This is a genomic window from Bacteroides reticulotermitis JCM 10512 (assembly GCF_000517545.1).
GTDB lineage: Bacteria > Bacteroidota > Bacteroidia > Bacteroidales > Bacteroidaceae > Bacteroides > Bacteroides reticulotermitis.
Genome location: NZ_BAIV01000022.1, coordinates 23,547 through 45,636 on the forward strand (window position 1 = coordinate 23,547; position 22,090 = coordinate 45,636).

The window sequence follows — 22,090 nt, forward strand, 5'->3', positions numbered from 1 at the left end:
AGATGTATCTTTGACCGTCGAAAAAGAAACCAATAGAGTTCACCCCATTATGAAAAAAATAACAATAGCAATTGACGGTTTTTCTTCCTGTGGGAAAAGCACAATGGCCAAAGACCTGGCCCGTGAAATAGGATACATTTACATCGACAGTGGTGCTATGTATCGTGCCGTCACCCTATATAGTATTGAGAATGGTATATTTACAGGCACTGCCATCGATACCGAAACCTTGAAACAACGGATTAACGACATCCAAATAAGCTTCCAACTCAACCCGGCTACGGGACGTCCGGACACCTACCTGAACGGCGTTAATGTGGAAGATAAGATCCGTTCGATGGAAGTATCGAACAAAGTCAGCCCCATCAGTACGCTCGGTTTTGTACGTCAGGAGATGGTGAAACAACAGCAGGCTATGGGAGAGCGGAAAGGTATCGTTATGGACGGACGCGACATCGGAACGACTGTTTTCCCCGATGCCGAACTGAAAGTATTCGTGACTGCTTCGGCCGAGATCCGTGCGCAACGACGCTATGACGAGTTGAAAGCAAAGGGACAAGAGGCTAGTTACGAGGAGATTCTGGCGAACGTCAAACAACGTGACGACATCGACCAGAACCGTGAAGTAAGTCCGTTGCGCAAAGCTGAAGACGCGCTTTTACTAGACAACAGCCACCTCACCATCGAAGAGCAAAGAGATTGGTTGCGCGAGAAGTTTCAATCGGTTGTAAACCCCGACTAACACGCCCTACCCCATGAAAATAGAAATAGATGAAAGATCCGGTTTCTGCTTCGGAGTGGTAACCGCCATTCACAAAGCGGAAGAAGAACTGGCTAAGGGAGAAACTCTCTACTGCCTGGGCGACATCGTACACAACAATCGGGAAGTGGAACGACTCAAGTCGATGGGACTCATCACCATCAACCGGGAAGAGTTCAAACAGCTACACAATGCCAAAGTCCTCCTACGGGCACATGGCGAGCCACCCGAAACGTATCAGATAGCTCGTGAGAATAACATCGAAATTATCGATGCCACTTGCCCCGTTGTACTGCAATTGCAGAAACGCATCAAGCAAGAGTCGCGGCCGGAAGGCACTGCCGAGAAGCAAATAGTTATTTACGGGAAGCCGGGCCATGCCGAAGTGCTGGGCCTGGTGGGACAAACTGACGGCAAAGCAATCGTTATCGAGAGAGCTGAGGAGGCTCAAAAGCTCGACTTTAGCAAAAGTATCCGTCTCTTTTCGCAAACGACGAAGTCGCTCGATGGGTTTCAAGAGATTGTGGGGCAGATTAAACAACAGATCTCACCGGACGCTACTTTCGAGTATTACGATACGATCTGTCGGCAGGTAGCTAACCGAATGCCTAAACTTCGGGAGTTTGCCGCTTCGCATGACTTGGTTTTCTTCGTCAGTGGTAAAAAAAGCTCCAATGGTAAGATCTTATTCGAAGAGTGTCTGAAGGTGAACGCCAATTCGCACTTAATAGACAGCGAAGAGGAGATAGATCCCTCGTTGCTCGAAGGGGTAGAATCGATCGGAGTCTGTGGAGCAACTTCTACGCCCAAATGGTTGATGGAGCAAATCGTTCACTTCATCCGGTCGCACGTTGACAAATAGCTGTTCCATCTCTCCCACTAACTCACCTTTCTGTCTGAAAGAAAGGGTATTTGAGCATTTTTAATGATTATGTCACAGGAAAAAGCAGAAGTCGAGGACTACTGTTAGCTTTTTTATTGTATTTTTGTTCCGTCAAACCAAATTAAGATTGTTTATGGGAACAGTTAAGTGTATAGGTATTCTAACTTCCGGAGGAGATGCTCCGGGCATGAACGCAGCAATCCGTGCTGTGACGCGTTCGGCTATTTACAACGGATTACAAGTAAAAGGTATATATAGAGGCTACAAAGGACTTGTTACTGGTGAAATAAAAGAATTCAAAAGCCAGAACGTCAGCAACATCATTCAATTGGGTGGTACGATCCTGAAAACGGCTCGTTGCAAGGAGTTCACAACTCCGGAAGGACGCCAGATGGCGTATGACAACATGAAGAGAGAAGGCATCGACGCATTGGTCATCATCGGCGGTGACGGTTCGTTAACCGGCGCACGCATCTTCGCTCAGGAATTCGACATTCCTTGCATCGGACTTCCGGGTACGATCGACAACGACCTTTTCGGTACCGATACAACCATCGGATACGATACGGCACTAAATACAATTCTGGGTGCTGTGGATAAGATTCGCGATACAGCTACTTCGCACGAACGTCTCTTCTTTGTAGAAGTGATGGGACGTGACGCAGGTTTCCTAGCTCTGAACGGCGCTATCGCATCAGGAGCTGAAGCAGCAATTATCCCTGAGTTCAGCACCGAAGTCGACCAACTGGAAGAGTTTATCAAGAACGGTTTCCGCAAGTCGAAAAACAGTAGCATCGTACTGGTAGCGGAAAGTGAACTGACAGGAGGTGCCATGCATTATGCCGAACGTGTGAAGAATGAGTATCCGCAATATGATGTGCGTGTAACTATTCTGGGACACTTGCAACGTGGCGGAAGCCCAACAGCCAACGACCGTATTCTTGCCAGCCGACTGGGAGCCGCAGCTATCGACGCCATTATGGAGGATCAACGCAACGTTATGATCGGTATCGAGAATGACGAAATTGTTTATGTTCCGTTCAGCAAAGCGATCAAGAACGACAAACCAATCAAGAAAGAGTTGGTTAACGTGCTGAAAGAGCTATCAATCTAATATAATCCTAGCTAGGAGTTATAAGTATATCAAAGGAGCTGAGTCTTAGAATTCAGCTCCTTTTTTTGACTCATTATCCTTTTGTTTCTGCAATCTTCTTCATTGAGATTAGTCTTGCGTAAATATCCGGCCTGCGCCTATATTCCCATCTTCCGGGCTTGACAGAAGCACTGTGCACCATGATATATAGCTTTCATGTCATAGTCACATTTATGCGTATCACTCAGCATATCAACCGCTTGCATTGCGTCTTCTTTTTCACATCACTTCTTTCCGATGGGCAACAGCTATTGTTTGCTTCTCCAAAAAACAGCGCTTTCAATTCACCAAACAACTCTTTTTTGTACCGTATTGTGCACAACTAGTAGTAGATTTAAGCAGTCTTTTCCTATATTTATTTCCTTTCATTTCCTGTTTCACATAATGTGGGACAGGTGCTTCACAGCATGTGCGACGCTTGTCCCACAATATATGAGTCAGCTGTTCCACAGATGTGGAACAGGAAATAGAATGAGTAAAGACGTCTTTTACAAGCTGTTTACTACGATATGTCGGGAGATTTTAGCCAAGTACACAGCCTTTGGAGATCAGTATTATCTATTGGATCGATCAGTACCAGAAAAGCAGACGCAATATATCAAACTATCAATCAATCGTTTACAGTAAAAAGTGACTATGACTAAAGATCTGTTTACATGCTATTACCTGCTTCAATAGCGTGCTTTATCGGTTAGTTAGTTTATAGATGGAGGCTATATCCTTTAATTTCAGGCTGATTTCAGTTCAGGGAAACGATGAACGGCCTCTTATGCTTTCGTAGATTAACAGAGATTTAGGTATAAGTCCCCATACTTTGGCAGGCATTCCTGAATTATTCGAATCGCTCGAGCTTTCCGAAACAAATATTCTTTTCATCTAAAACAATTACTCTTTTGCCTGAAAACAAGTATTCTTTTGGGGCAAACCAAGTACATGATTCACTCGTTAGAAGTAAGCTGTGTGCTCATTCTGAGTAAGCTGAGTAGTTAAGTGAGGTCAGCCGAGAAGTAAATTGAGGTAGCTTGAATACTTGGTCTTAGTAACCAAAGAACTTGTTTCAGGTTACTCGATCTCCAATCTATTAATACGTGATCTATAGACTATTAACATTTCAAACCCAAACTATTAAGACCTGGAAAGTTAGCAACAACAGGCTGAGTCCTGATTCAATAGGAAAAGACATTTTCATCCTGCAATCATTTGGAGAACAGACAACTATAAGACAATGCAAAAGCTGATTCCACCTAAAGTGACAAAAGACCTCTTTTATCCATCCATTGCAGCCATAGAGATAGTCTTTCTTTTATGGCAGACAAACGCTCCACCTTTCACTTGAACCGTGTTTCACCGGTTTTAAAGCAGGCCGATACCGCTGAGATAGAAAAGATTTGTATCTTTAGCGTTTACGTCTTTATTGAATGAACTATATGGAAAACTATGTAACGGATTTACTTGACCGGATGAACTATACTGACGACCGCAACATGGAGGCAGGCTATCAAAGTTCGGATACAATTTCATGGAAAGCACATCGGGAAGCGGAAAGCCTGAAAGACGCAGCCTTTATACCGCTGCTAATTTCCTTTCTTGATAAAGAGAAGGATAAGAAGAAACGGGATAAAGCCTATTTCGCATTGGGGCATCTCGCTAAAAACACGAATGATGTAGCGGCATTAAACTTCCTGATCAAGCAGGTGGAGAAAGAGAAGGACAAATATATCATCTCATCCCTGCTGGATCGAATAGCCGCGTTGAACAAGCCCGCTGGAACGGACTTACACCCCTTGCTACAAGCCCTGAAAAGTGATAAGTGCTCATACGTCACAGTGCCATTCAAGCCTTGAATAACTCGTCGGATGCTGTTGCCGAATCAACCTTGATTGAGCTGATCGACACGTCCGGCGATTCGCATGACATCACTTATTCGAATTCGGTATTAAACAAAATAGGAACATTGAAGGCTATTCCATCTTTGGAGAAGCATGCCAATAGCAGAAAGAGAGATGTAAAGGCATCGGCAAAGTATGCCATCGAAGAGATTCTAAAGAGAGAAAAACAGGCGGCTGATAGTTAAGATAAACCTTTTATTTGAACGAACTTCCGGCGAGCTTTGGAAGGCTTCTTCGAGTAAAAAGCAAGCTCCACGCACGCTTAGCTGTGCCAGAGCGTTGCCGGTGTAGCGACATTATATAAACACAGCAGTGCCATTGGTATGACACTGCTGTAAACTCTTATATGCTGCCCGACTTGGTACAGCTGTTTGTTTGTTGAACCATACGGTTTGCTGTCAGTCGAGTAAGCGGTTATCAGACGGGAGACGAAGCAGCCTTCTTAGCTCGCTTCCTTTTTCCCACTAATTTCTTGATCCATAGATAATACCCGGTCAACGGCAAAGACGCACCGATCAATGCAGCTAAGAAACTCAGTATGCGAGTCGGCAAACCTCCCCAACTACCCACATGGACGGAATAAATCCATCCACGTATCTTACCGGATTTATCCTGATTATCATAAAGATTAGTCTCGGTTATCTGACCATTTGCCGGATCAAACGCATAGCGGTCGGCTGCGCGACGGTTGCCCAAACGGTTGAAAGAGACCGTAGCACTGCCGTCTGTAACCCCTATTTGTTCATAGTTAGCATTCCGACTGCTCAACTGATCGTATACCGCTTGCCAATAAGCGAAAGTTGCCTGAGAAGGAGCAGTTGGTCTTTCACCGTGACCTTCACGAGCACTACCACCTTCACCGGAAGCTTCACCACGTCCGCCATGACCGTGCGATCTTTCCCCCCGGCCAGTTCCTTCACGAGAGCCTGCGGCTTTAGCTATTTCCTTGCGTCCCCCTCCTTGCGGAGCGTTTCCACCTCCGGGACCATGCGAAGCCTGCTGTTGCATTTCCACTCCGAACACCTTATAGAAAGCAGTCCGATACCACGAGAAAGACCAGGTAAGTCCCGTCAGTGCCATGGCCAGCAGAAAGATCAGCGCATACATTCCGCCTGCAACGTGGAGGTCGAACCAGAACCGTTTCAAGCCCTTGTTGACCGTTATCTTCAATCCGTTCTTCAAAGCCTTGCGGGTACGGGGCCACCAGATTACAATGCCCGATATCAACACAATAACCATCAGCAACGTACTCGTTCCTACAATCATCTTGCCCCAGAAGATGCCGCCATCCGGCTTCATACTATCGAGCAACCAACGGTGCGTTCTGAACATAAAACCAAAGAAAGAGGCTCGTTCGTTCTTTCCCTTAATTTCCCCGGTATATTGATCGACAAAAACCGATGCACGGCGAGGTTTGGAAAGACTAACCTGATAAGCACGTTCCGGATCGGAAGAGATGCTCACACCCGTCACGGACACACTATCGGGAAGTGACGCAGCCACTTTATTCATCAGCTGCTCCACTGAGAGAGGCTTCTCCCCCACATTCTCTACACGATAACGCGACGGGTAACAAAGTTCCGTGATCTCATCTTCAAACACTAATGCCGCTCCCGACAAACAAATGATGGAGATGATGAGTCCAAAAGGGACAGACAACCATAGATGGATGTTTCGAAATAACTTCTTCATTCAATTTCTATTTGATGGAAAAAGTCCGCACCTACGAATGCGATGCAGACTTTCTCTTTTCATTATCAAGCAATTTTCTTGTATATCGTACTACTACTGAGCGGTCAGTTTACCAACCGAGCTGATAGATGCTGTCTTAACAGTCAGCCCCTTGGTAGCCGAGTTTGTAGTCGGATTGATCTTATAGAGTGCCTGATATTCGCCTCCATCACTGGTCGATACCGGTATATAAGCCACGCCATTCTCGCAATACGGTGTACTTCCGAAAGATGTGATTTTGTCTGCTGCCGGTAAGCCGGTTACATAATTGAAGCTCTTGGTGCTTCCTTTATAGATAGCAAGACGAGTTGCGCCTAAACCTTTTGATTCCAAACCGCCGGGATTAGCATCGTTGCCTGTAAACATCTGCAACAAGAAGTAATCGCCTGTGATGTGCCAGCAACGAAGGAATGATTTTCCATCGGCCAACGCTTCAATATCAACCACTCCATAAGAGGAATCAAATGTGGTAGCTCCTTTGGCGATACGCATTACGCTTGCCTTCTTAACGCCCGGCGTATAGTACTTAGCCGTGTGCGTTCTACCATAACCGGGAGAGAATGCGTAAATGTTGCCATTGTCATCCGCCCAAATAGTCTGATAATATTGCGAGCGCATACGTCCGCTGGCAAAACCCATCTGATCTGTTTGAACAATAGTAGGTGTTCCGGAGAAGGTTCCGTCGTTATAGATAGCGATGAATGCCTTGTCAGGATACTGAGTGATTGGAATAACGCCTGCTTCATAAGCCGAGCTGCTCGATCCGCCAGCTTCCTGTGCCACTTTAGTCTGATCAAAAGAACCTGTATAGTTTTGTACACCCCATTTGCTCATACCCATCGGTACAACAGATGTATAAACCTTGCCATTAGCTTCTACGAAACCGGCAAAAGTTACAAACTCCCCGTTGTTCAGGTAGTTCTCAGCAGTAATCGTCTTAGTGGAAAGAGCCTCATTCGCTGCATGCATGAAGTTGAATCCCAAACCTTTTTTCTTATTACCGTTGGCGTCTTCTTCATTGGTATCTACAGCTGATACAGTAACCACGTTGTCACCGCATATTCCGTAGGTCACAAAGCGTGTGATAGAATACACACCCGGACGAGTGGTAATCTCTCCGTTGGCATTCAACATATACGATTCGGTTTCACCTGCACTGCCCTGATTGTATTGCAAGTTGTACAAATATTTATCTTTGAAATAGATCCATGCAGTACCTGCTGCTGTTTCAACACCCGACTTAAGTGCCGTAATGCTACCCTCATCCAATGACTCGGCAGCCAACAAATAGGTTGCGCCGCTAGTACCGTTATCTTCACTGGCTGTAACCGACAGTACATACCCGTTGACTGTTTTTATCCCATCAGTACCGTTCTCATCATCACTACACGAAGCCAAGAAGCTCCCCATGGAAACTGCAAAAGCTGATACCCACAATAAAGATTTTCTCTTCATACCTTAAATTTGATTATTTTGTTTATTTGTTATTTATAAAAGAATGATTCTGTCTTATTTACCAAAACATACTCTCACCTTGCCGTAAAAGGCTCTTCCCGCTTTTTGCAAGCTGAAGTTATCGTACAGCTTCTCATCGGTCAGATTCTTGCACTCGAATGAGAAATTATATTGCCCCTTCTTGATGCTGTAGGTCAGCCCGATGTTGTGAGAGAATTGTGTAGGTACACGTTTCTTCGTAGAAGAAGCTCCCATATTTTCCCAATAAAGCGGGAATGTACGTACGTAGAAGTTATCGTACATCATGCTGAGCACATTCCCTTTGACCAGAAAATCACGCCAGAAGAATGTGAGATCAGAGTTGGCGTACGTATAAGGCTGATTGGGCAACCGCACATCGTAATACATACTTTCGTTCGTACTTCCTACCGTGGCGTACTTCTCTTTGTTACGAGCATCCATATAGTTGAACGTACCACCCAGGCTCACCCAGTGTGAATAGTTGTAACGGGCAGAGACATTGAATCCTTTCGTTTCAACCTTACCGTGATTCACGTAAGAGGCGTAGTATGTGTTGCCGCTGTACTTATCTCCGGCCATGCGGCGGATATAATCTTTCGTATGACGATACACCAAGCCTCCTTCTACGTAGATCCCGTGTTTGTTGAATGTACGGCTATAGCTCAGATTCAAATTCAGGTTATCGCTATTCTCCGGTTTAAGGTTGATAGCGCCCAACTCCAAGTCGTCATCACCGAAAAGCTCATCAGTAGTAGGTAGGCGATAGGCCTTCTCATACGAAAGTTTCACTTGCAGGTCTTTCAGAATGAAGTACGTTCCGGCAGCTCCATAACCCATGGTGCTCACCCGTGTTTCGCTGCGTTTATAATCTCCGACACCACTTGAGTTGGTCGACACCGCACCGGCGTTAAATTGGTTGTAATACTTACCGAACACCGACACATTCCATCGGTCGGACGGCATATAGCGGTAAGACAAACCGGTGATATTCTTGCGAGTCTCCTTCGGCATGGTATAGTCCGATATGTTCGACGTGATGTCCGAACGGCTTTTCCGCTCAAGTGAGCTTAACACATGATTGAGGATAAACGAGTGTGTCTCGCCAATGTGGTAAACGGCTGTAAACGTTCCATTCCAGTTGATATTCTTAAACTCCGACATCTGGTAGGATTGTTCACCTACCGTTCCGCCATTGTATCTGCTCTCGCCTCTCCAGTTGAAACGGTACGTAGCGGTATCTATGTTTTGCGTCAGGTTATCGTTGTAGTTTCCGGTCAGCGTCACATCCAATCCTCTTACGAATAAGTTACGCTTGCGGTATTCCAACGAGGGCATCAGGGAGTGTCCCTTGCGATGCTTCTCACCAAAAACAATACTTTGAATAACTCCATTCTGTATCTCTTTGTACGATTTGGAATAGGTGAAGCCCAATATCAAACGATCGGCAAACGATTTATTCACCAAGCCTACTTTTCCTATGATCGCTTCATTGTGATAGGTATCGTTGAAACGTTTTACATGCTCGATCTTATCTTTAATTGTTTGCGAAGTTCCGTCTTCGTTGAAGTGCTCCACATAGGTATCGATGTGATAGCTGTTGTCCGAGTAGTTCTGGAAAGCATTGATTTCGTATGTCAGTCCGTTGTCGAAAGTCTGTCCGAAGTTGATATACGATTTATGAGTATTGAACGAACCGTACGAATAAGAAGCGTCCAGGAACCATTTCCGGGGAGTTTTATTGGTTACAATGTTGATTACCCCACCTAGCGCGTCGGTACCAAAGCCCACGGGAACTACACCCCGGTATACCTCGATGCGATCGGCAAAATTAATCGGAATATTATTCAGTCCGAACGAACTGCCGACACCTTCCTGAGGTACGCCGTCGATGAATAACTTAACATGCTTACCCGTGAAACCATCGATCGAGATATTCATATCCGAACCGACGCTCCCGACTCACGCAACTTGATACCCGGTACTTTCGTCAGGGCATCCGATAGGTTCTGCGTACTATTGTGCAGACTCTTCGCATCGATAGCTACGGCATTGAATGCGGATTGATTGACTCGCTAACGCCTGAAGTCGTAACAGTTACTTCCCCCAGTTCGGTAACCAGAGGAGCAATGACCAGATTTTCTTTCACTCTGTCGTCGGCGATGAGCCGAACTTTCCTTTCTACAGTCTTATATCCCACAGCCGTAACAACTAATGTGTATTCGCCGGCTGGAGCCTGAATGTGATAAAGCCCTTTTTCATTGGTAGAGCATCCGTAACTCGTTCCTTTCAAATAGACTGTGGCAAAATCGACCACTTCTTTTTCGGTGGAGATCACTCGGCCCGAAATCATTGTTTGAGGGCGCCCTCCCCGCTGAGAGAATGCTGATACAGAAAACAGTAATGCAAGAAGAACAAAAAAGTATTTGTATGTCATCCCTTACCTAAATTTAATTTTAATTGTCTTTGGCTTTTAAACCGTGTGCAAAGTACACACAAAAAATACTGCGACACAATCGCAATCAATTGGTAAAAGCATAGGTAAGACTGAAGAACTAGGAGGTATACAATACCTACATCTGGGTAAATGTTACATAATTAACATTAATACAATCTTAAATCAATCGTGAAATGAAGTATTAAATCGAATAGTCACACGTAGCAAAGGATTGATAACAGAAGCCGACCTTTCGGTGTAACTTGAGTCAAGAGACAACCACCCGCTACACCTTATTAATATAAGAGAGCTCCTTTCAGGAAAGCCATCGTTTCAACAAGCGTTCCGTTTTCTCCCAGAGACGGTCTTGCCGGGTACGATCGCCATACTTCGCAGCTAACGCTTTCTGCCGACAGTCGGCATACAGTTTTCCGGTAACAGACTTAACGTCTTCATCCAGCAACAAGCCTACCGCTGTAGCTGCTCCTTGCTTGGGAGTACGTATAAAGGGACGGAAGAAAAGATCGGTCAACGGATCGAACCACCGACGCATCGTTATCATATCGGTAGAAACCACCCCGGGATCGGCAGCATTGACAGTGATCCCTTGGGGTTGCAACTCATCCGCCAACCGAAGCGTGAACAAGAGTAAGGCCAATTTCGTATTGCTGTAAACCGAAAGGCGCCGAAAGCTTCCTTTCCTTCCCCGAGAGAAGAAAGAAGGGTAATCCAAGCGCCCCGCAACATAGGTGCACGAGACCATATTCACGATCCGGCTTCCCGGCCTCATCAACGGAAGAAGCTCTCGGGTAAGCAAATAAGGTGCCAGGTAGTTGACCGCCACCGTACGCTCCCACCCTTCGGAAGTCAGATGTAATCCGGTTTCCATGGTCGCCGCGTTGTTCATCAATAAGGAGACGGTAATGCCACGCTCGGCTACCTTCCCGACAAAAGCATGGACTGACTCCATGGATGACAAGTCGGCCAGCATAATCTCAAGCGAAAGCGCACCTTCCTCCTCCAGTAGACGTTTCCGCACCGCTTCGGCTTTTTCCGCTCGATAGCATACCATGATAACCGAATACCCGGCCTTAGCGACGGCACGGGTAATCTCAACGCCCATTCCGCCACTGGCTCCGGTTATAATGGCATACTTCTGCTCCATAAACTGGCAACGTATGATTAGTAAAGGAACGGGAATACTCTTTTCCGGTCGCCTACAGCTTCACCGAATTCCTCACGGTAACGACGCCAGATGGCATCGGCCCGCGGAACAAGGTTCGCCAAGGTCCACCACAAGAACACCAATCCCGAAAGCGAACAGGTGAGCAACGCCCATCCGGCCCATTCGACTATCTCTCCGAAATAATTGGCCGAGGTAACATAACGGTACAGGCCTTTTTCAGGTAAGTAGTGTCGGGTATCTCCGGGTTTGCGCAAGTGACGGATCACATAATCGGAGTGCCAGTTCGTTATCATTCCGCCAAAGAAAAGAAGGGTGCCCACTAAAAACCAAGGTGATGCAAACCAAGACGGCTGATACATCTCTTCGGGAGCCAGATAGAATATCCATTTTCCCTGCATATAGCCATTCAGCAGATTAAAGACGATGCCCATCGACATAATAGCCAACGGCATCTTACTCTTCCCGCTTATCAACAAGGGGAAGACAAAGGCTCGCTGAAAATAGTGAATCTGGAAAAAGAGAAAGAAGGTAACTATCACCGGATCGAGACGTCGCTCCGAATGCATCCACATCCAGCACATGACGAGAAACACCGGAGCTTCCATGAGTACCCATGCCAGCCTGTTGGGGATAGAGATCCCCCAAGATGCGGTTCGAAAGATACCGTAGCCGGCTTTTACAAAATAAAGAGCGATAAAAACAATAAAAGCGATCAGGCTCATGATGGCCAGAAACAGCTGAAAACTAATCATATCCATAGTTATCTTGTTTTAAAAGTCCGCATAAAGTTAGTAATTTCGCAATTAATAGCAACAAAAGATGCAATACAAATACTTATTTTGTAAATTTGTAGGCATTATACCCCAGTTACCATTAGCATGCTAACCTTATGAAAATACGTTTCTATCATTATCTTGTGCTTTGCATCTTCAGTTGTATGCCTCTCGTTGGCAGCATGGCTCAGGTGCACGAACAATATATGTTCAAGCATCTATCCACCAAAGACGGACTATCGCACAATCAGGTAAACTGTATCTTTAAAGACAGCAGAGGTTTCATGTGGATTGCCACAGCCGGAGGTTGAACCGGTTCGATGGATGCAACTTCAAGGTATTCCGTCACAACGATAATAACGCACACTCTCTTCCCGACGACTTTATCGAAAACATACAGGAAGATGCCGAAGGGAATCTATGGGTCGAAACAGCATCGGGCTATGCCGTATACGACCCGATCAAAGGAAACTTCAATTGTCAACTCGCAACGATTCTGAAACAGAAGTTCGGTATCGACAGACAACCTGCGCTGATCTACATCGATCCGGATAAGAACTTCTGGATATATACCACCGGCGTCGGAACAGTTCAGTATCAGATTAAGACCGGTAAACTCATCGACTATCCGCAAACCAAAAGAATTGCCGACATCCGTGCCTTCGGGTCCGAAGCCACCTTGCTGTTTACCGACGGTACGCTGCAACGAGTGGACCGGAACAGTTCGAAAGTAATCGCCACAGATACCCAACTGACAACCCAGCAACCGCTAATCTCCGAGAAGTACTCGCTGTTTATCGATCACAAAGGCAATCATTGGGTTTACACGAAAAGCGCCACAGGACTATGGTACTACAATCACAAAGCCCAAACATGGAGTTGGCTCAGCAACAGCACAAGCAGTCATCCGTACCGGTTGTCGAGCAACGTGATCTTGTCCGTTACCGAAGATCGGAATAAGAACATCTGGATAGCCACCGATCATGGAGGAATCGATATTATCGATAAAGAGACCGGCCTACTCACAAACTTGCAAAACAACCCCTTGGATGAGCGTAGCCTGGCAAACAACAGCAGTAACTGCATCTATTGCGATGGTCAGGGGATCTTATGGATTGGTACGTATAAGAAAGGAGTCTCGTATTATAGCGAGAGCATCTTCAAGTTTGGCGTTGAACACTTGACCCAATTCAAACACATTAAGAACTTCGACGGCGATGTCACTTTCCTCAAATCGGATTCCCAAAACCGCTTGTGGATAGGCACTAACGGAAGCGGCCTTATCAGCATAAACCGTACCACCGGCGAGCAGAAACTCTATGAACACCAACCCAACAATCCGGCATCACTGGCGGGTAATGTGATTGTCAGCATCTGCGCCGCTCGCGACGGACGTGTCTGGATAGGGACTTACTTAGGTGGAATGGACTGCTTCGACGGCCGACAATTTATTCATTACCGACATCAGCCCGACAACGCGAACTCGCTTGTCAGCAACGATGTATGGTCCATACAGGAGGATAAGAACGGTTTGCTTTGGATCGGTACGTTGGGGGCGGGCTTGCAGAGTTTTGATCCGCAGACCCAAAAGTTCACGACTTACACCACCCAACTCTCTTCGCCTTTTGTCTCGGCTCTAGCCTTTGGCAAAGATGGGACGCTGCTAATCGGAACCGCCTATGGGCTGACTCTCTACGATCCCAAAACCAAACAATTTGAGAGCATATTCGGCAACCGTCGCAAGACAGCGACCTTCTCCAACCTGAACATCAATCAGGTTATGGAGGATAGCCGCGGACTACTCTGGATCGCTACCCGCGACGGGCTTAATATCCTGAATCTGAAGAATGACCAACTAACGGTTCTACGCAAAGCCGACGGGCTGGCCGACGACATCATATGCTCGGTGATCGAAGATAACGACAAAAACATCTGGGCAACCACCTTGAACGGAGTTACAAATATCGTTATCGGTACGCATCCCCGCACGGGCGAATATCAGTTTACCTATTATAACTACGACGAAACCGACGGACTGCAAAGCCGAGAGTTTAACATGCGTTCTACCACCAAGACCCCGCAAGGGAAATCGTGATGGGCGGTGTGAATGGATTCAACAGTTTCCGCCCCGAAGAGATCAAGTACAACAAGACTCCTCCGCAAGTTGTCTTCACCAAGCTGTTCTTGTTCAATGAGGAGGTAGAAGTGGATTCGGTGTACAACGGCAACCGGATATTAACCAGCTCGTTCGACCGGACCGATCACATTGAATTGAACTACCGGCAAAACATATTCTCCATTACGTTCTCAGGAACGAATTACATTCTGCCCGAGAAGAACCGGTATGCCTATCAACTGGAGGGGTTCAATTCGAAATGGATCGAAGTTGACGGTCAGACGCACCGGGTGACCTACACCAGTCTGCCCCCGGGTACCTATATATTCCGGGTGAAGGCTGCGAACAACGATGGCTATTGGAGTGAAAACTCCGCCTCGCTCACCATTGTGATTAATCCACCATTCTGGCGTTCGACATGGGCGTATGTACTCTATGCTTTCTTGTTGGCAACCGCGTTGTTATTTGCCCATTGGCTTGTGCTGCGAGATGAACGTGAGAAGTTCAAGTTGAAACAAATAGAACTGGAAGCTCAACGGAAACATGAGTTGGACGATATGAAGCTACGTTTCTTCACCAACATCAGCCATGAATTCCGAACGCCGCTCACACTGATAATCTCTCCCTTAGAGAATCTCATCAAACAGACGGGCGAAGAAGGCAACCGCCAACGGTTGGTCTTGATTCACCGCAATGCCATCCGGTTGCTACAACTGGTCAACCAGCTACTCGACTTCCGTCGTTCGGACGTTAGCCGGCATAAGCTGAACCTAACCAATCAAGACCTCATCGCCTGCCTGCGGAATGTATGCCAGTCGTTCATGGAGCTAACCAGTCGCCGAAACATCCGGCTCAGCTTCACGACCAATCTGCACGAGTTCTTCTACTCTTTCGACAAAGATAAGCTAGATAAGATTCTGATGAACTTATTGTCCAACGCTTTCAAGTTCACCGAAGAAGGAGGTTCTGTAGAAGTGCAGATCGGCGAACTTCCTCCCCGAGAGGGACATCCGGCGGAGATCGAGATCCGGGTAGCCGATACGGGCATCGGAATTGCCGACGCGGATAAAAAGCTCATATTCGAACGCTTCTATCAGGTGGAGGCTACGACCGACAACCCCGACCATAGCAGCGGAAGTGGTATCGGGCTACATATTGTGAAAGAGTTCGTCGCCCTTCACCAAGGACAAGTACATGTTGAAGATCGTCCGGGAGGTGGTAGCGTGTTTATACTTACACTACCCACAGCCACCCCGACACTTCGCGAAGAGACGGAAAGCCCGTACACCGAAGAACTTCAACGGAGAGAGATCGACACGGCTCTTACAACTGCTGACCGAAGCGAAGAAGACGGTGGGCAAAGGCTCTCTCCTCCCGCCAACGCTCCACTGATTCTGCTGGTAGATGATAACGAGGACTTCATCACTTCATGCGAGAGTGTTTGCGTAGTAAGTATCAGCTCGAAGAAGCCCGGGACGGGGCGGAAGCCTGGCAAATGATTCCAACCTTGCAGCCGGACATCATCATCAGTGATGTCATGATGCCGCAAATGGATGGTTACGAGCTTTGCCGGGCAGTTAAGAATGACCTTCGCACCTCCCACATCCCACTCATATTGCTCACGGCACATACCACCGAAGAACAGAAGATCGAAGGGTTGGAGACCGGAGCCGATGATTACATCACCAAACCCTTTAATCTGGAAATCCTGCAACTGCGCATCAGCAAACTGATTGAAAGGCGTAATCAGAAACAAGAGGCGTTCAACAAACAGATTGACCCCAGCCCGACTGATATTACCATCACGTCGCTCGACGAAAAGCTTATCACCCGGGCTATCGAATACATCGAAAAGAATATCGACCGCAGTGAACTATCCGTTGAAGAGCTGAGCCGCGAACTGGGCATGAGCCGGGTGCATCTGTATAAGAAGCTAACGGCTATCACCGGCAAATCACCGGTCGAGTTTATCCGGGTTATCCGCCTGAAACGGGCTGCGCAACTCTTACGCGAAAGCCAATTGAATATCTCCGAGATAGCTTATGAGGTGGGCTTCAACAACCCCAAATACTTCAGCAAGTATTTCAAGGAAGAGTTCGGTGTTTTGCCCTCAGACTATAAGACAGAGCATGGTAAATAACAAATGATACCGTACAAGGAAACATACCATAACCCCGTACAAACAAAAAAGACCGGTTTAAGATACATATCTATGCTACGCTCGTCACCTAAAAGCTGTATTTTTACGACATTGAATATTAACCCGTAAAACTAGAAAGTGCAATGAAGATGAAAAGCACATACCTTGCCGTGGTAGTAGCCATTCTGTCTACCTCCTGTACAGCATCCACCGGTTTCAAGGAAACGAACAACGACATTATCGTACGTCTTGCGCAGAAGACACCGGAAGACACCCGCGTAGTCCGTCTGCAAGTTATTAACGACAAAATTATCCATGTATCCGCAACTCCCGAGAAAGCGTTGAAATCCAATCCCAGCCTCATTATCCTACCCGACATCGGTAAAAAGAAGAACAAATTCACGGTGCAGGAGAAAGAAGGAACCGTTCTGGTTACCACAGCCGCACTCAAAGCCCATGTCGACCTGACCACCGGTGAAGTCTACTTCACCGATCTGCAAGGCAACTCCATTCTACGAGAGAATGCCGGAGGAGGTAAAACATTCCGTGCCATCGAGGTGGAAGGAACCAAAGGCTATGAGATGAGACAAGTATGGGAAAGCCCGGTGGATGAAGCAATCTACGGACTGGGACAACATCAGGCCGATGAGTTTAACTATAAAGGACGCAACGAAGAGCTCTTTCAATACAACACCAAAGTATCGGTTCCTTTCTTTATTTCCAATAAGAACTACGGTATTCTGTGGGACAACTATTCCCTAAGCCGTTTCGGAGATCCACGCGACTATGCCCAACTGAATGAGGTGTTCCGCCTGTACAACAAAGACGGTATAGAGGGAGGATTGACCGGAACCTATATACCCGATCCGAAAAGCGGACTGGAAACCCTAACCCGCACAGAACCTTTCCTCTATTTCGAGAACTTAAAAGCCAACCGTGAACTCCTGCCGAAAGGTTTCCCGCTGATGGGTGCCAACGTCACCTTTGAAGGCGAGATAGAAGTCCCCGCCGACGGATTATACCGCTTCCTCCTCTATTACGCAGGTTATACCAAAGTGTACCTCAATAACGAACTGCTGGTTCCCGAACGCTGGCGCACCGCCTGGAACCCAAACAGCTATAAGTTCACTGCCAACCTTGAAGCAGGCAAACGGGTCCCTATCCGCATTGAATGGCGTCCGGACGGTGGCGAATCCTATTGCGGGCTCCGCGTGCTCAGTCCGGTAAACGAAGAAGAACAAAGCAAACTCTCCCTATTCAGCGAGATGGGGAACGAAATAGATTATTACTTTATCTATGGCGACACGATGGACGAGATCATCAGTGGCTATCGTACCCTGACCGGAAAAGCACAGGTCATGCCGAAGTGGGCTATGGGTTTCTGGCAGAGTCGCGAACGGTACAAAACGCAGGATGAACTGCTGAACACCTTGCGCGAGTTCCGCCAACGCCGTATACCGATCGACAACATGGTACTCGACTGGAACTACTGGCCGGAAAACGCTTGGGGTAGCCACGAGTTCGATACGGCACGCTTCCCCAATCCGAAAGGTATGCTCGACTCGATACATGCCCTTCACGCCCGAATGATGATCAGTGTATGGCCGAAGTTCTATACCGAAACCGAACATTTCAAAGAGTTCGACCGCAAAGGATGGATGTACCAACAAGCCGTCAAAGACAGTCTGCGTGACTGGATCGCTCAAGGTTACACCTATTCGTTCTACGATGCGTATGATGCGGGAGCACGCCGTCTCTTCTGGCAACAACTGAAAGATCATCTGTACCCGCTCGGTATCGATGCCTGGTGGATGGATGCCAGCGAACCGAACGTGCGCGATTGCACCGATATGGATTATCGCAAAGCGCTCTGCGGTCCAACGGCTCTCGGCCCTTCCACACAATACTTCAACGCGTACGCCTTGATGAATGCAGGAACGATATACGATGGTTTGCGTGAAGCGAACCCGAACCAGCGTGTTTTCCAACTGACCCGTTCCGGATTTGCGGGACTTCAACGATACAGCACCGCTACCTGGAGTGGCGACATTGCCAGCCGATGGGAAGACATGAAGGCGCAAATATCCGCCGGACTGAACTTTGCCATGAGCGGAATACCGTATTGGACGATGGACATCGGTGGATTCTGCGTAGAACGTCGATACGAGAAAGCGTTCCGCGAATGGACACGCAGTGGCCGTGAGAGTGCCGACTCCAAAGAATGGCGTGAGTTGAACACCCGTTGGTATCAGTTCGGGGCATTCTGTCCGCTCTTCCGTTCGCACGGACAATTCCCCTACCGGGAAATCTGGCACATCGCTCCCGAAGCATCCGGCTTACCAAAGCATTGCCTATTACACCGACCTGCGCTATCGCCTGATGCCTTATATCTACTCGTTGGCGGGCATGACCTACTTCAACGATTATACCATCATGCGCGCTTTGGTTATGGACTTCGGAGCAGATACCAAGACGCAGGACATCGGCGATCAGTTTATGTTCGGCCCGTCACTCATGGCGTGTCCGGTTTACGAATACGGAGCAACCAAACGGGATGTCTACTTCCCGGAAACGACCGGCTGGTATGACTTCTATACCGGTAAGTATCGGATTGGCGGACAACAGCTGACCGTAGACGCTCCGTACGAACGTATGCCGCTTTATGTACGCGAAGGTGCGATCATTCCGTACGGCCCTGCCATACAGTACACAGATGAGAAGCCCGCTTCGGAGATTATACTCTATGTCTATACGGGACAAAACGGTGCGTTCACTCTCTACGAGGACGATGGAACGAACTACGACTACGAACAAGGAAAGTATGCGCAAATACCTTTCACCTACAACGAAGCCACGCGCTCACTTGTGATAGGCGATCGTACAGGTGAGTTCGACGGTATGTTGAAAGAACGCACGTTCCGCATTGTAACGGTAGACAAGACCAAAGCCCAACCGTTCGACCTCAACGCTACGGGACAAACGGTGAAATATGCGGGTAAAAGCCTGATCGTGAAACTATCATAAACAAATCGCATGAACATAAACCGCATACTTATTTGTTGCCTGACAAGCATCTTCTGTATGGCTTGCGGCACGCAAAAAGAATCAGTACGGCAACACACGTCTTTCAACAACGATTGGACGTTCCACTTAGGAGATGTTGCCGAAGCTATCCGGCCGGATTACGATGATTCCGGCTGGCGGAAGCTAAACCTCCCGCACGACTGGGCTATTGAAGGCGCATTCAGTGCTGAGAACCCCTCCGGTGCAGGTGGAGGAGCCTTGCCCGGAGGTATCGGCTGGTACCGGAAGGTATTCACGCCCGGCAAAGAGATCGACGGCAAACGGGTATTTATCGACTTCGACGGGGTCTATATGAACTCCGAAGTCTTCATCAACGGACAGTCGCTGGGCATACGTCCCTTTGGCTATATCTCCTTCCGCTACGACCTGACTCCGTATTTGAAGTACGGAGAACCGAACGTTATGGCGGTACGCGTAGACAATTCCGACCAACCCAACTCACGTTGGTATTCGGGATGTGGGATCTATCGCAATACGTGGCTCACGGTAACGCATCCGGTGCACATTGATCAGTGGGGCACGTATCTCACAACGCCCGAAGTATCGGCGAAACAGGCGACTGTTGCCGCTACGACCATCGTCAAAAACGATCATTCGGCTATCGAAGAGGCGGAAGTACAAACGCTTATCTACAATGCCGAAGGAAAGAAAGTGGCGCAAAGCAACTCGTCCACAGTCCGTATGGCGGCCGGAGACACTGCCCGTGTGCAACAGCAAATGATCTTGGACAAACCGCATCTTTGGGATGTAGAGTCTCCTTATCTCTATACGGTACGCACGGAAATAAGACTGGATGGACAGTTGGTCGATACCTACGACACCCCGCTGGGAGTACGCAGTTTCCGCTTTGATGCCGAACGTGGATTCATCCTCAACGGACGCGAGGTAAAGATCAAGGGAGTCTGTCAGCATCACGACCTCGGTTGTCTGGGTGCTGCTGTCAACACCCGTGCCATCGAACGGCAACTGGAGATTCTCCGTGAGATGGGTTGCAACGGCATTCGCTGCTCGCACAATCCACCGGCTCCGGAACTGCTCGACCTCTGCGACCGCATGGGCTTCATCGTCATGGACGAGACCTTCGATATGTGGCGCAAGAAGAAAACAGCGCACGACTATGCCCGTTACTTCAACGAATGGCATGAACGAGACCTTACCGACCACATCTTACGCGACCGGAACCATCCGTCCGTCTTCATGTGGAGCATCGGCAACGAGGTGTTGGAGCAATGGGATCAGGCGGATGCCGATACCCTCAGCTTGGAAGAAGCCAATCTGGTGCTGAACTTCGGACACGAGCAGCACACGCTTGCAGCTGTTAGCGACAGTCGCAGCATCAACGAACTGCTTACCCAGAAGTTGGCAAACATCGCCAGAGGGCTAGACCCAACGCGCCCCATCACAGCCGGATGCAACGAACCGCGTGCATCGAACCACCTCTTCCGTGCCAACGCATTGGATATCATCGGTTACAACTACCATGAGAAATACATCAAAGATGTTCCCCGGAACTTCCCCGGTAAGCCTTTCATCTTTGCCGAAAGCACTTCGGGACTGATGACACGTGGCTATTACCGGATGCCGAGCGACTCGATGTACATCTGGCCCGAACGGTGGGACAAGCCTTTTACCGATCCCTCTTTCAGTTGTTCGTCATACGACAATTGCCACGTCCCTTGGGGAAGTACGCACGAGGTGGCTTGGTTGCTGACTAAGCAGAATCCGTTCGTCTCCGGGCTGTACGTATGGACAGGCTTCGACTACTTGGGCGAACCGACTCCTTATGGTTTCCCGGCTCGTAGTTCGTACTTCGGCATCATCGATCTGGCAGGTTTCCCGAAGGATGTTTACTATATGTATCAAAGTGAATGGACGGAGAAACCCGTGCTCCACCTCTTTCCGCATTGGAACTGGGAGCCGGGGCAGACGTTGGATATGTGGGCATACTACAATCAGGCGGACGAGGTCGAACTGTACATCAACGGGACGTCGCAGGGTATCCGTCGGAAAGGAGACAAAGAGTTACACGTCTCTTGGCGTGTTCGTTTTGAGCCGGGCACAGTCCGCATCGTTTCCCGCAACGCAGGGAAAGAGGTGCTTACCAAAGAGATTCACACCGCCGGAGTTCCGGCACACATCCGCCTGACTGCCGACCGCAAGGAGGTGAAGGCTGACGGACTCGACCTGAGCTTTATCACCGTAGAGGTGACCGATGCCAACGGAAATTTATGTCCGCATGCCGATAACCTGATACAGTTTGCCGTGGAAGGCTCCGCTTTCATTGCCGGAGTAGACAACGGCTGCCAAACCTCGATGGAGAGTTTCAAAGCACCGCAACGTCAAGCCTTCAACGGGAAGTGTCTGGTTGTGCTGCAAAACAACGGAACAAAAGGCAGTGCCCGTCTGACTGCCACATCGGACAACCTCAAAGAGAGCATTACCATCAACGGAAACAATTAACACAT

At 48.0% G+C, this 22,090-nt stretch carries 14 protein-coding genes and 2 pseudogenes; 11 read left to right on the forward strand and 5 right to left on the reverse strand.

Annotated features, from left to right (window positions below; all coding sequences use genetic code 11):
• The first annotated feature begins 49 nt into the window (after nucleotides 1-49).
• From cmk to JCM10512_RS13500, 5 genes are all read left to right on the forward strand, one after another.
• Nucleotides 50-742, forward strand: a complete 693-nt coding sequence (gene cmk, locus JCM10512_RS13480) for a (d)CMP kinase (RefSeq protein ID WP_044163820.1) — start codon at nucleotides 50-52, stop codon at nucleotides 740-742.
• A 13-nt stretch (nucleotides 743-755) separates the two neighbouring features.
• Nucleotides 756-1,622 carry a 4-hydroxy-3-methylbut-2-enyl diphosphate reductase gene (locus JCM10512_RS13485; protein WP_044163822.1) on the forward strand — a complete coding sequence of 289 codons (867 nt, stop codon included), beginning with the start codon at nucleotides 756-758 and terminating at the stop codon, nucleotides 1,620-1,622.
• Between the two features lie 154 nt (nucleotides 1,623-1,776).
• Nucleotides 1,777-2,757: a 6-phosphofructokinase gene (gene pfkA / locus JCM10512_RS13490; RefSeq protein WP_044163901.1), complete on the forward strand. Its 981-nt coding sequence runs from the start codon at nucleotides 1,777-1,779 to the stop codon at nucleotides 2,755-2,757.
• A 1,466-nt stretch (nucleotides 2,758-4,223) separates the two neighbouring features.
• Nucleotides 4,224-4,640, forward strand: coding sequence for a hypothetical protein (locus tag JCM10512_RS13495; protein WP_148298401.1), 417 nt, complete (start codon nucleotides 4,224-4,226; stop codon nucleotides 4,638-4,640).
• A complete protein-coding gene (locus tag JCM10512_RS13500) occupies nucleotides 4,607-4,870 on the forward strand; it encodes a hypothetical protein (RefSeq protein WP_158332223.1) in 264 nt (87 codons plus the stop codon). Before JCM10512_RS13495 ends, JCM10512_RS13500 begins: the two co-directional genes overlap by 34 nt.
• A 232-nt stretch (nucleotides 4,871-5,102) precedes the next feature.
• Here the strand turns inward: JCM10512_RS13500 and JCM10512_RS13505 are convergent, their stop codons facing one another.
• From JCM10512_RS13505 to JCM10512_RS13530, 5 genes and pseudogenes are all read right to left on the reverse strand, one after another.
• The gene (locus tag JCM10512_RS13505; protein ID WP_044163828.1) at nucleotides 5,103-6,377 is read right to left on the reverse strand and encodes a PepSY-associated TM helix domain-containing protein; all 1,275 of its coding nucleotides are present in this window, start codon (nucleotides 6,375-6,377) and stop codon (nucleotides 5,103-5,105) included.
• 93 nt (nucleotides 6,378-6,470) lie between these two features.
• Entirely contained in the window at nucleotides 6,471-7,871 is a 1,401-nt protein-coding gene (locus JCM10512_RS13510; protein WP_044163830.1) for a DUF4374 domain-containing protein, read from the reverse strand.
• Between the two features lie 54 nt (nucleotides 7,872-7,925).
• A pseudogene (locus JCM10512_RS13515) lies at nucleotides 7,926-10,326 on the reverse strand (TonB-dependent receptor).
• A gap of 316 nt (nucleotides 10,327-10,642) precedes the next feature.
• Entirely contained in the window at nucleotides 10,643-11,491 is an 849-nt protein-coding gene (locus JCM10512_RS13525) for an SDR family NAD(P)-dependent oxidoreductase (RefSeq protein ID WP_044163834.1), read from the reverse strand.
• A gap of 17 nt (nucleotides 11,492-11,508) precedes the next feature.
• A complete protein-coding gene (locus JCM10512_RS13530; RefSeq protein ID WP_044163836.1) occupies nucleotides 11,509-12,270 on the reverse strand; it encodes a DUF1295 domain-containing protein in 762 nt (253 codons plus the stop codon).
• Nucleotides 12,271-12,401: 131 nt separating this feature from the next.
• On the opposite strand from JCM10512_RS13530, the gene JCM10512_RS21410 reads away from it, so the two are divergent.
• The 6 genes and pseudogenes from JCM10512_RS21410 (at nucleotide 12,402) to JCM10512_RS13550 (ending at nucleotide 22,085) form a co-directional block, all read left to right on the forward strand.
• On the forward strand, nucleotides 12,402-12,596 hold the full coding sequence (locus tag JCM10512_RS21410; RefSeq protein ID WP_052517214.1) for a two-component regulator propeller domain-containing protein: 195 nt from the start codon (nucleotides 12,402-12,404) through the stop codon (nucleotides 12,594-12,596).
• Nucleotides 12,572-14,380: a ligand-binding sensor domain-containing protein gene (locus JCM10512_RS21415; RefSeq protein ID WP_081741314.1), complete on the forward strand. Its 1,809-nt coding sequence runs from the start codon at nucleotides 12,572-12,574 to the stop codon at nucleotides 14,378-14,380. Before JCM10512_RS21410 ends, JCM10512_RS21415 begins: the two co-directional genes overlap by 25 nt.
• Nucleotides 14,380-15,900 carry an ATP-binding protein gene (locus tag JCM10512_RS21420; RefSeq protein WP_052517216.1) on the forward strand — a complete coding sequence of 507 codons (1,521 nt, stop codon included), beginning with the start codon at nucleotides 14,380-14,382 and terminating at the stop codon, nucleotides 15,898-15,900. Before JCM10512_RS21415 ends, JCM10512_RS21420 begins: the two co-directional genes overlap by 1 nt.
• Complete coding sequence (locus JCM10512_RS13540) at nucleotides 15,843-16,541, forward strand: response regulator transcription factor (RefSeq protein ID WP_244437205.1); 699 nt, start codon at nucleotides 15,843-15,845, stop codon at nucleotides 16,539-16,541. The genes JCM10512_RS21420 and JCM10512_RS13540 overlap by 58 nt, the downstream gene beginning before the upstream one ends.
• A gap of 143 nt (nucleotides 16,542-16,684) precedes the next feature.
• Nucleotides 16,685-19,565: pseudogene (locus JCM10512_RS13545) on the forward strand (TIM-barrel domain-containing protein).
• 9 nt (nucleotides 19,566-19,574) lie between these two features.
• The gene (locus tag JCM10512_RS13550; protein ID WP_081741318.1) at nucleotides 19,575-22,085 is read left to right on the forward strand and encodes a glycoside hydrolase family 2 TIM barrel-domain containing protein; all 2,511 of its coding nucleotides are present in this window, start codon (nucleotides 19,575-19,577) and stop codon (nucleotides 22,083-22,085) included.
• Nucleotides 22,086-22,090: the final 5 nt, after the last annotated feature.

What these genes read in the sequence shown, in the direction of transcription:
- pfkA (WP_044163901.1), top strand. Translation starts at nt 1,777, where the DNA reads ATGGGAACAGTTAAGTGTATAGGTATTCTAACTTCCGGAGGAGATGCT.
- JCM10512_RS13525 (WP_044163834.1), bottom strand. Translation starts at nt 11,491, where the DNA reads ATGGAGCAGAAGTATGCCATTATAACCGGAGCCAGTGGCGGAATGGGC.
- JCM10512_RS13530 (WP_044163836.1), bottom strand. Translation starts at nt 12,270, where the DNA reads ATGGATATGATTAGTTTTCAGCTGTTTCTGGCCATCATGAGCCTGATC.
- JCM10512_RS21410 (WP_052517214.1), top strand. Translation starts at nt 12,402, where the DNA reads ATGAAAATACGTTTCTATCATTATCTTGTGCTTTGCATCTTCAGTTGT.
- JCM10512_RS13495 (WP_148298401.1), top strand. Translation starts at nt 4,224, where the DNA reads ATGGAAAACTATGTAACGGATTTACTTGACCGGATGAACTATACTGAC.
- JCM10512_RS13510 (WP_044163830.1), bottom strand. Translation starts at nt 7,871, where the DNA reads ATGAAGAGAAAATCTTTATTGTGGGTATCAGCTTTTGCAGTTTCCATG.
- JCM10512_RS13505 (WP_044163828.1), bottom strand. Translation starts at nt 6,377, where the DNA reads ATGAAGAAGTTATTTCGAAACATCCATCTATGGTTGTCTGTCCCTTTT.
- cmk (WP_044163820.1), top strand. Translation starts at nt 50, where the DNA reads ATGAAAAAAATAACAATAGCAATTGACGGTTTTTCTTCCTGTGGGAAA.
- JCM10512_RS21420 (WP_052517216.1), top strand. Translation starts at nt 14,380, where the DNA reads ATGGGCGGTGTGAATGGATTCAACAGTTTCCGCCCCGAAGAGATCAAG.
- JCM10512_RS13485 (WP_044163822.1), top strand. Translation starts at nt 756, where the DNA reads ATGAAAATAGAAATAGATGAAAGATCCGGTTTCTGCTTCGGAGTGGTA.
- JCM10512_RS13550 (WP_081741318.1), top strand. Translation starts at nt 19,575, where the DNA reads ATGAACATAAACCGCATACTTATTTGTTGCCTGACAAGCATCTTCTGT.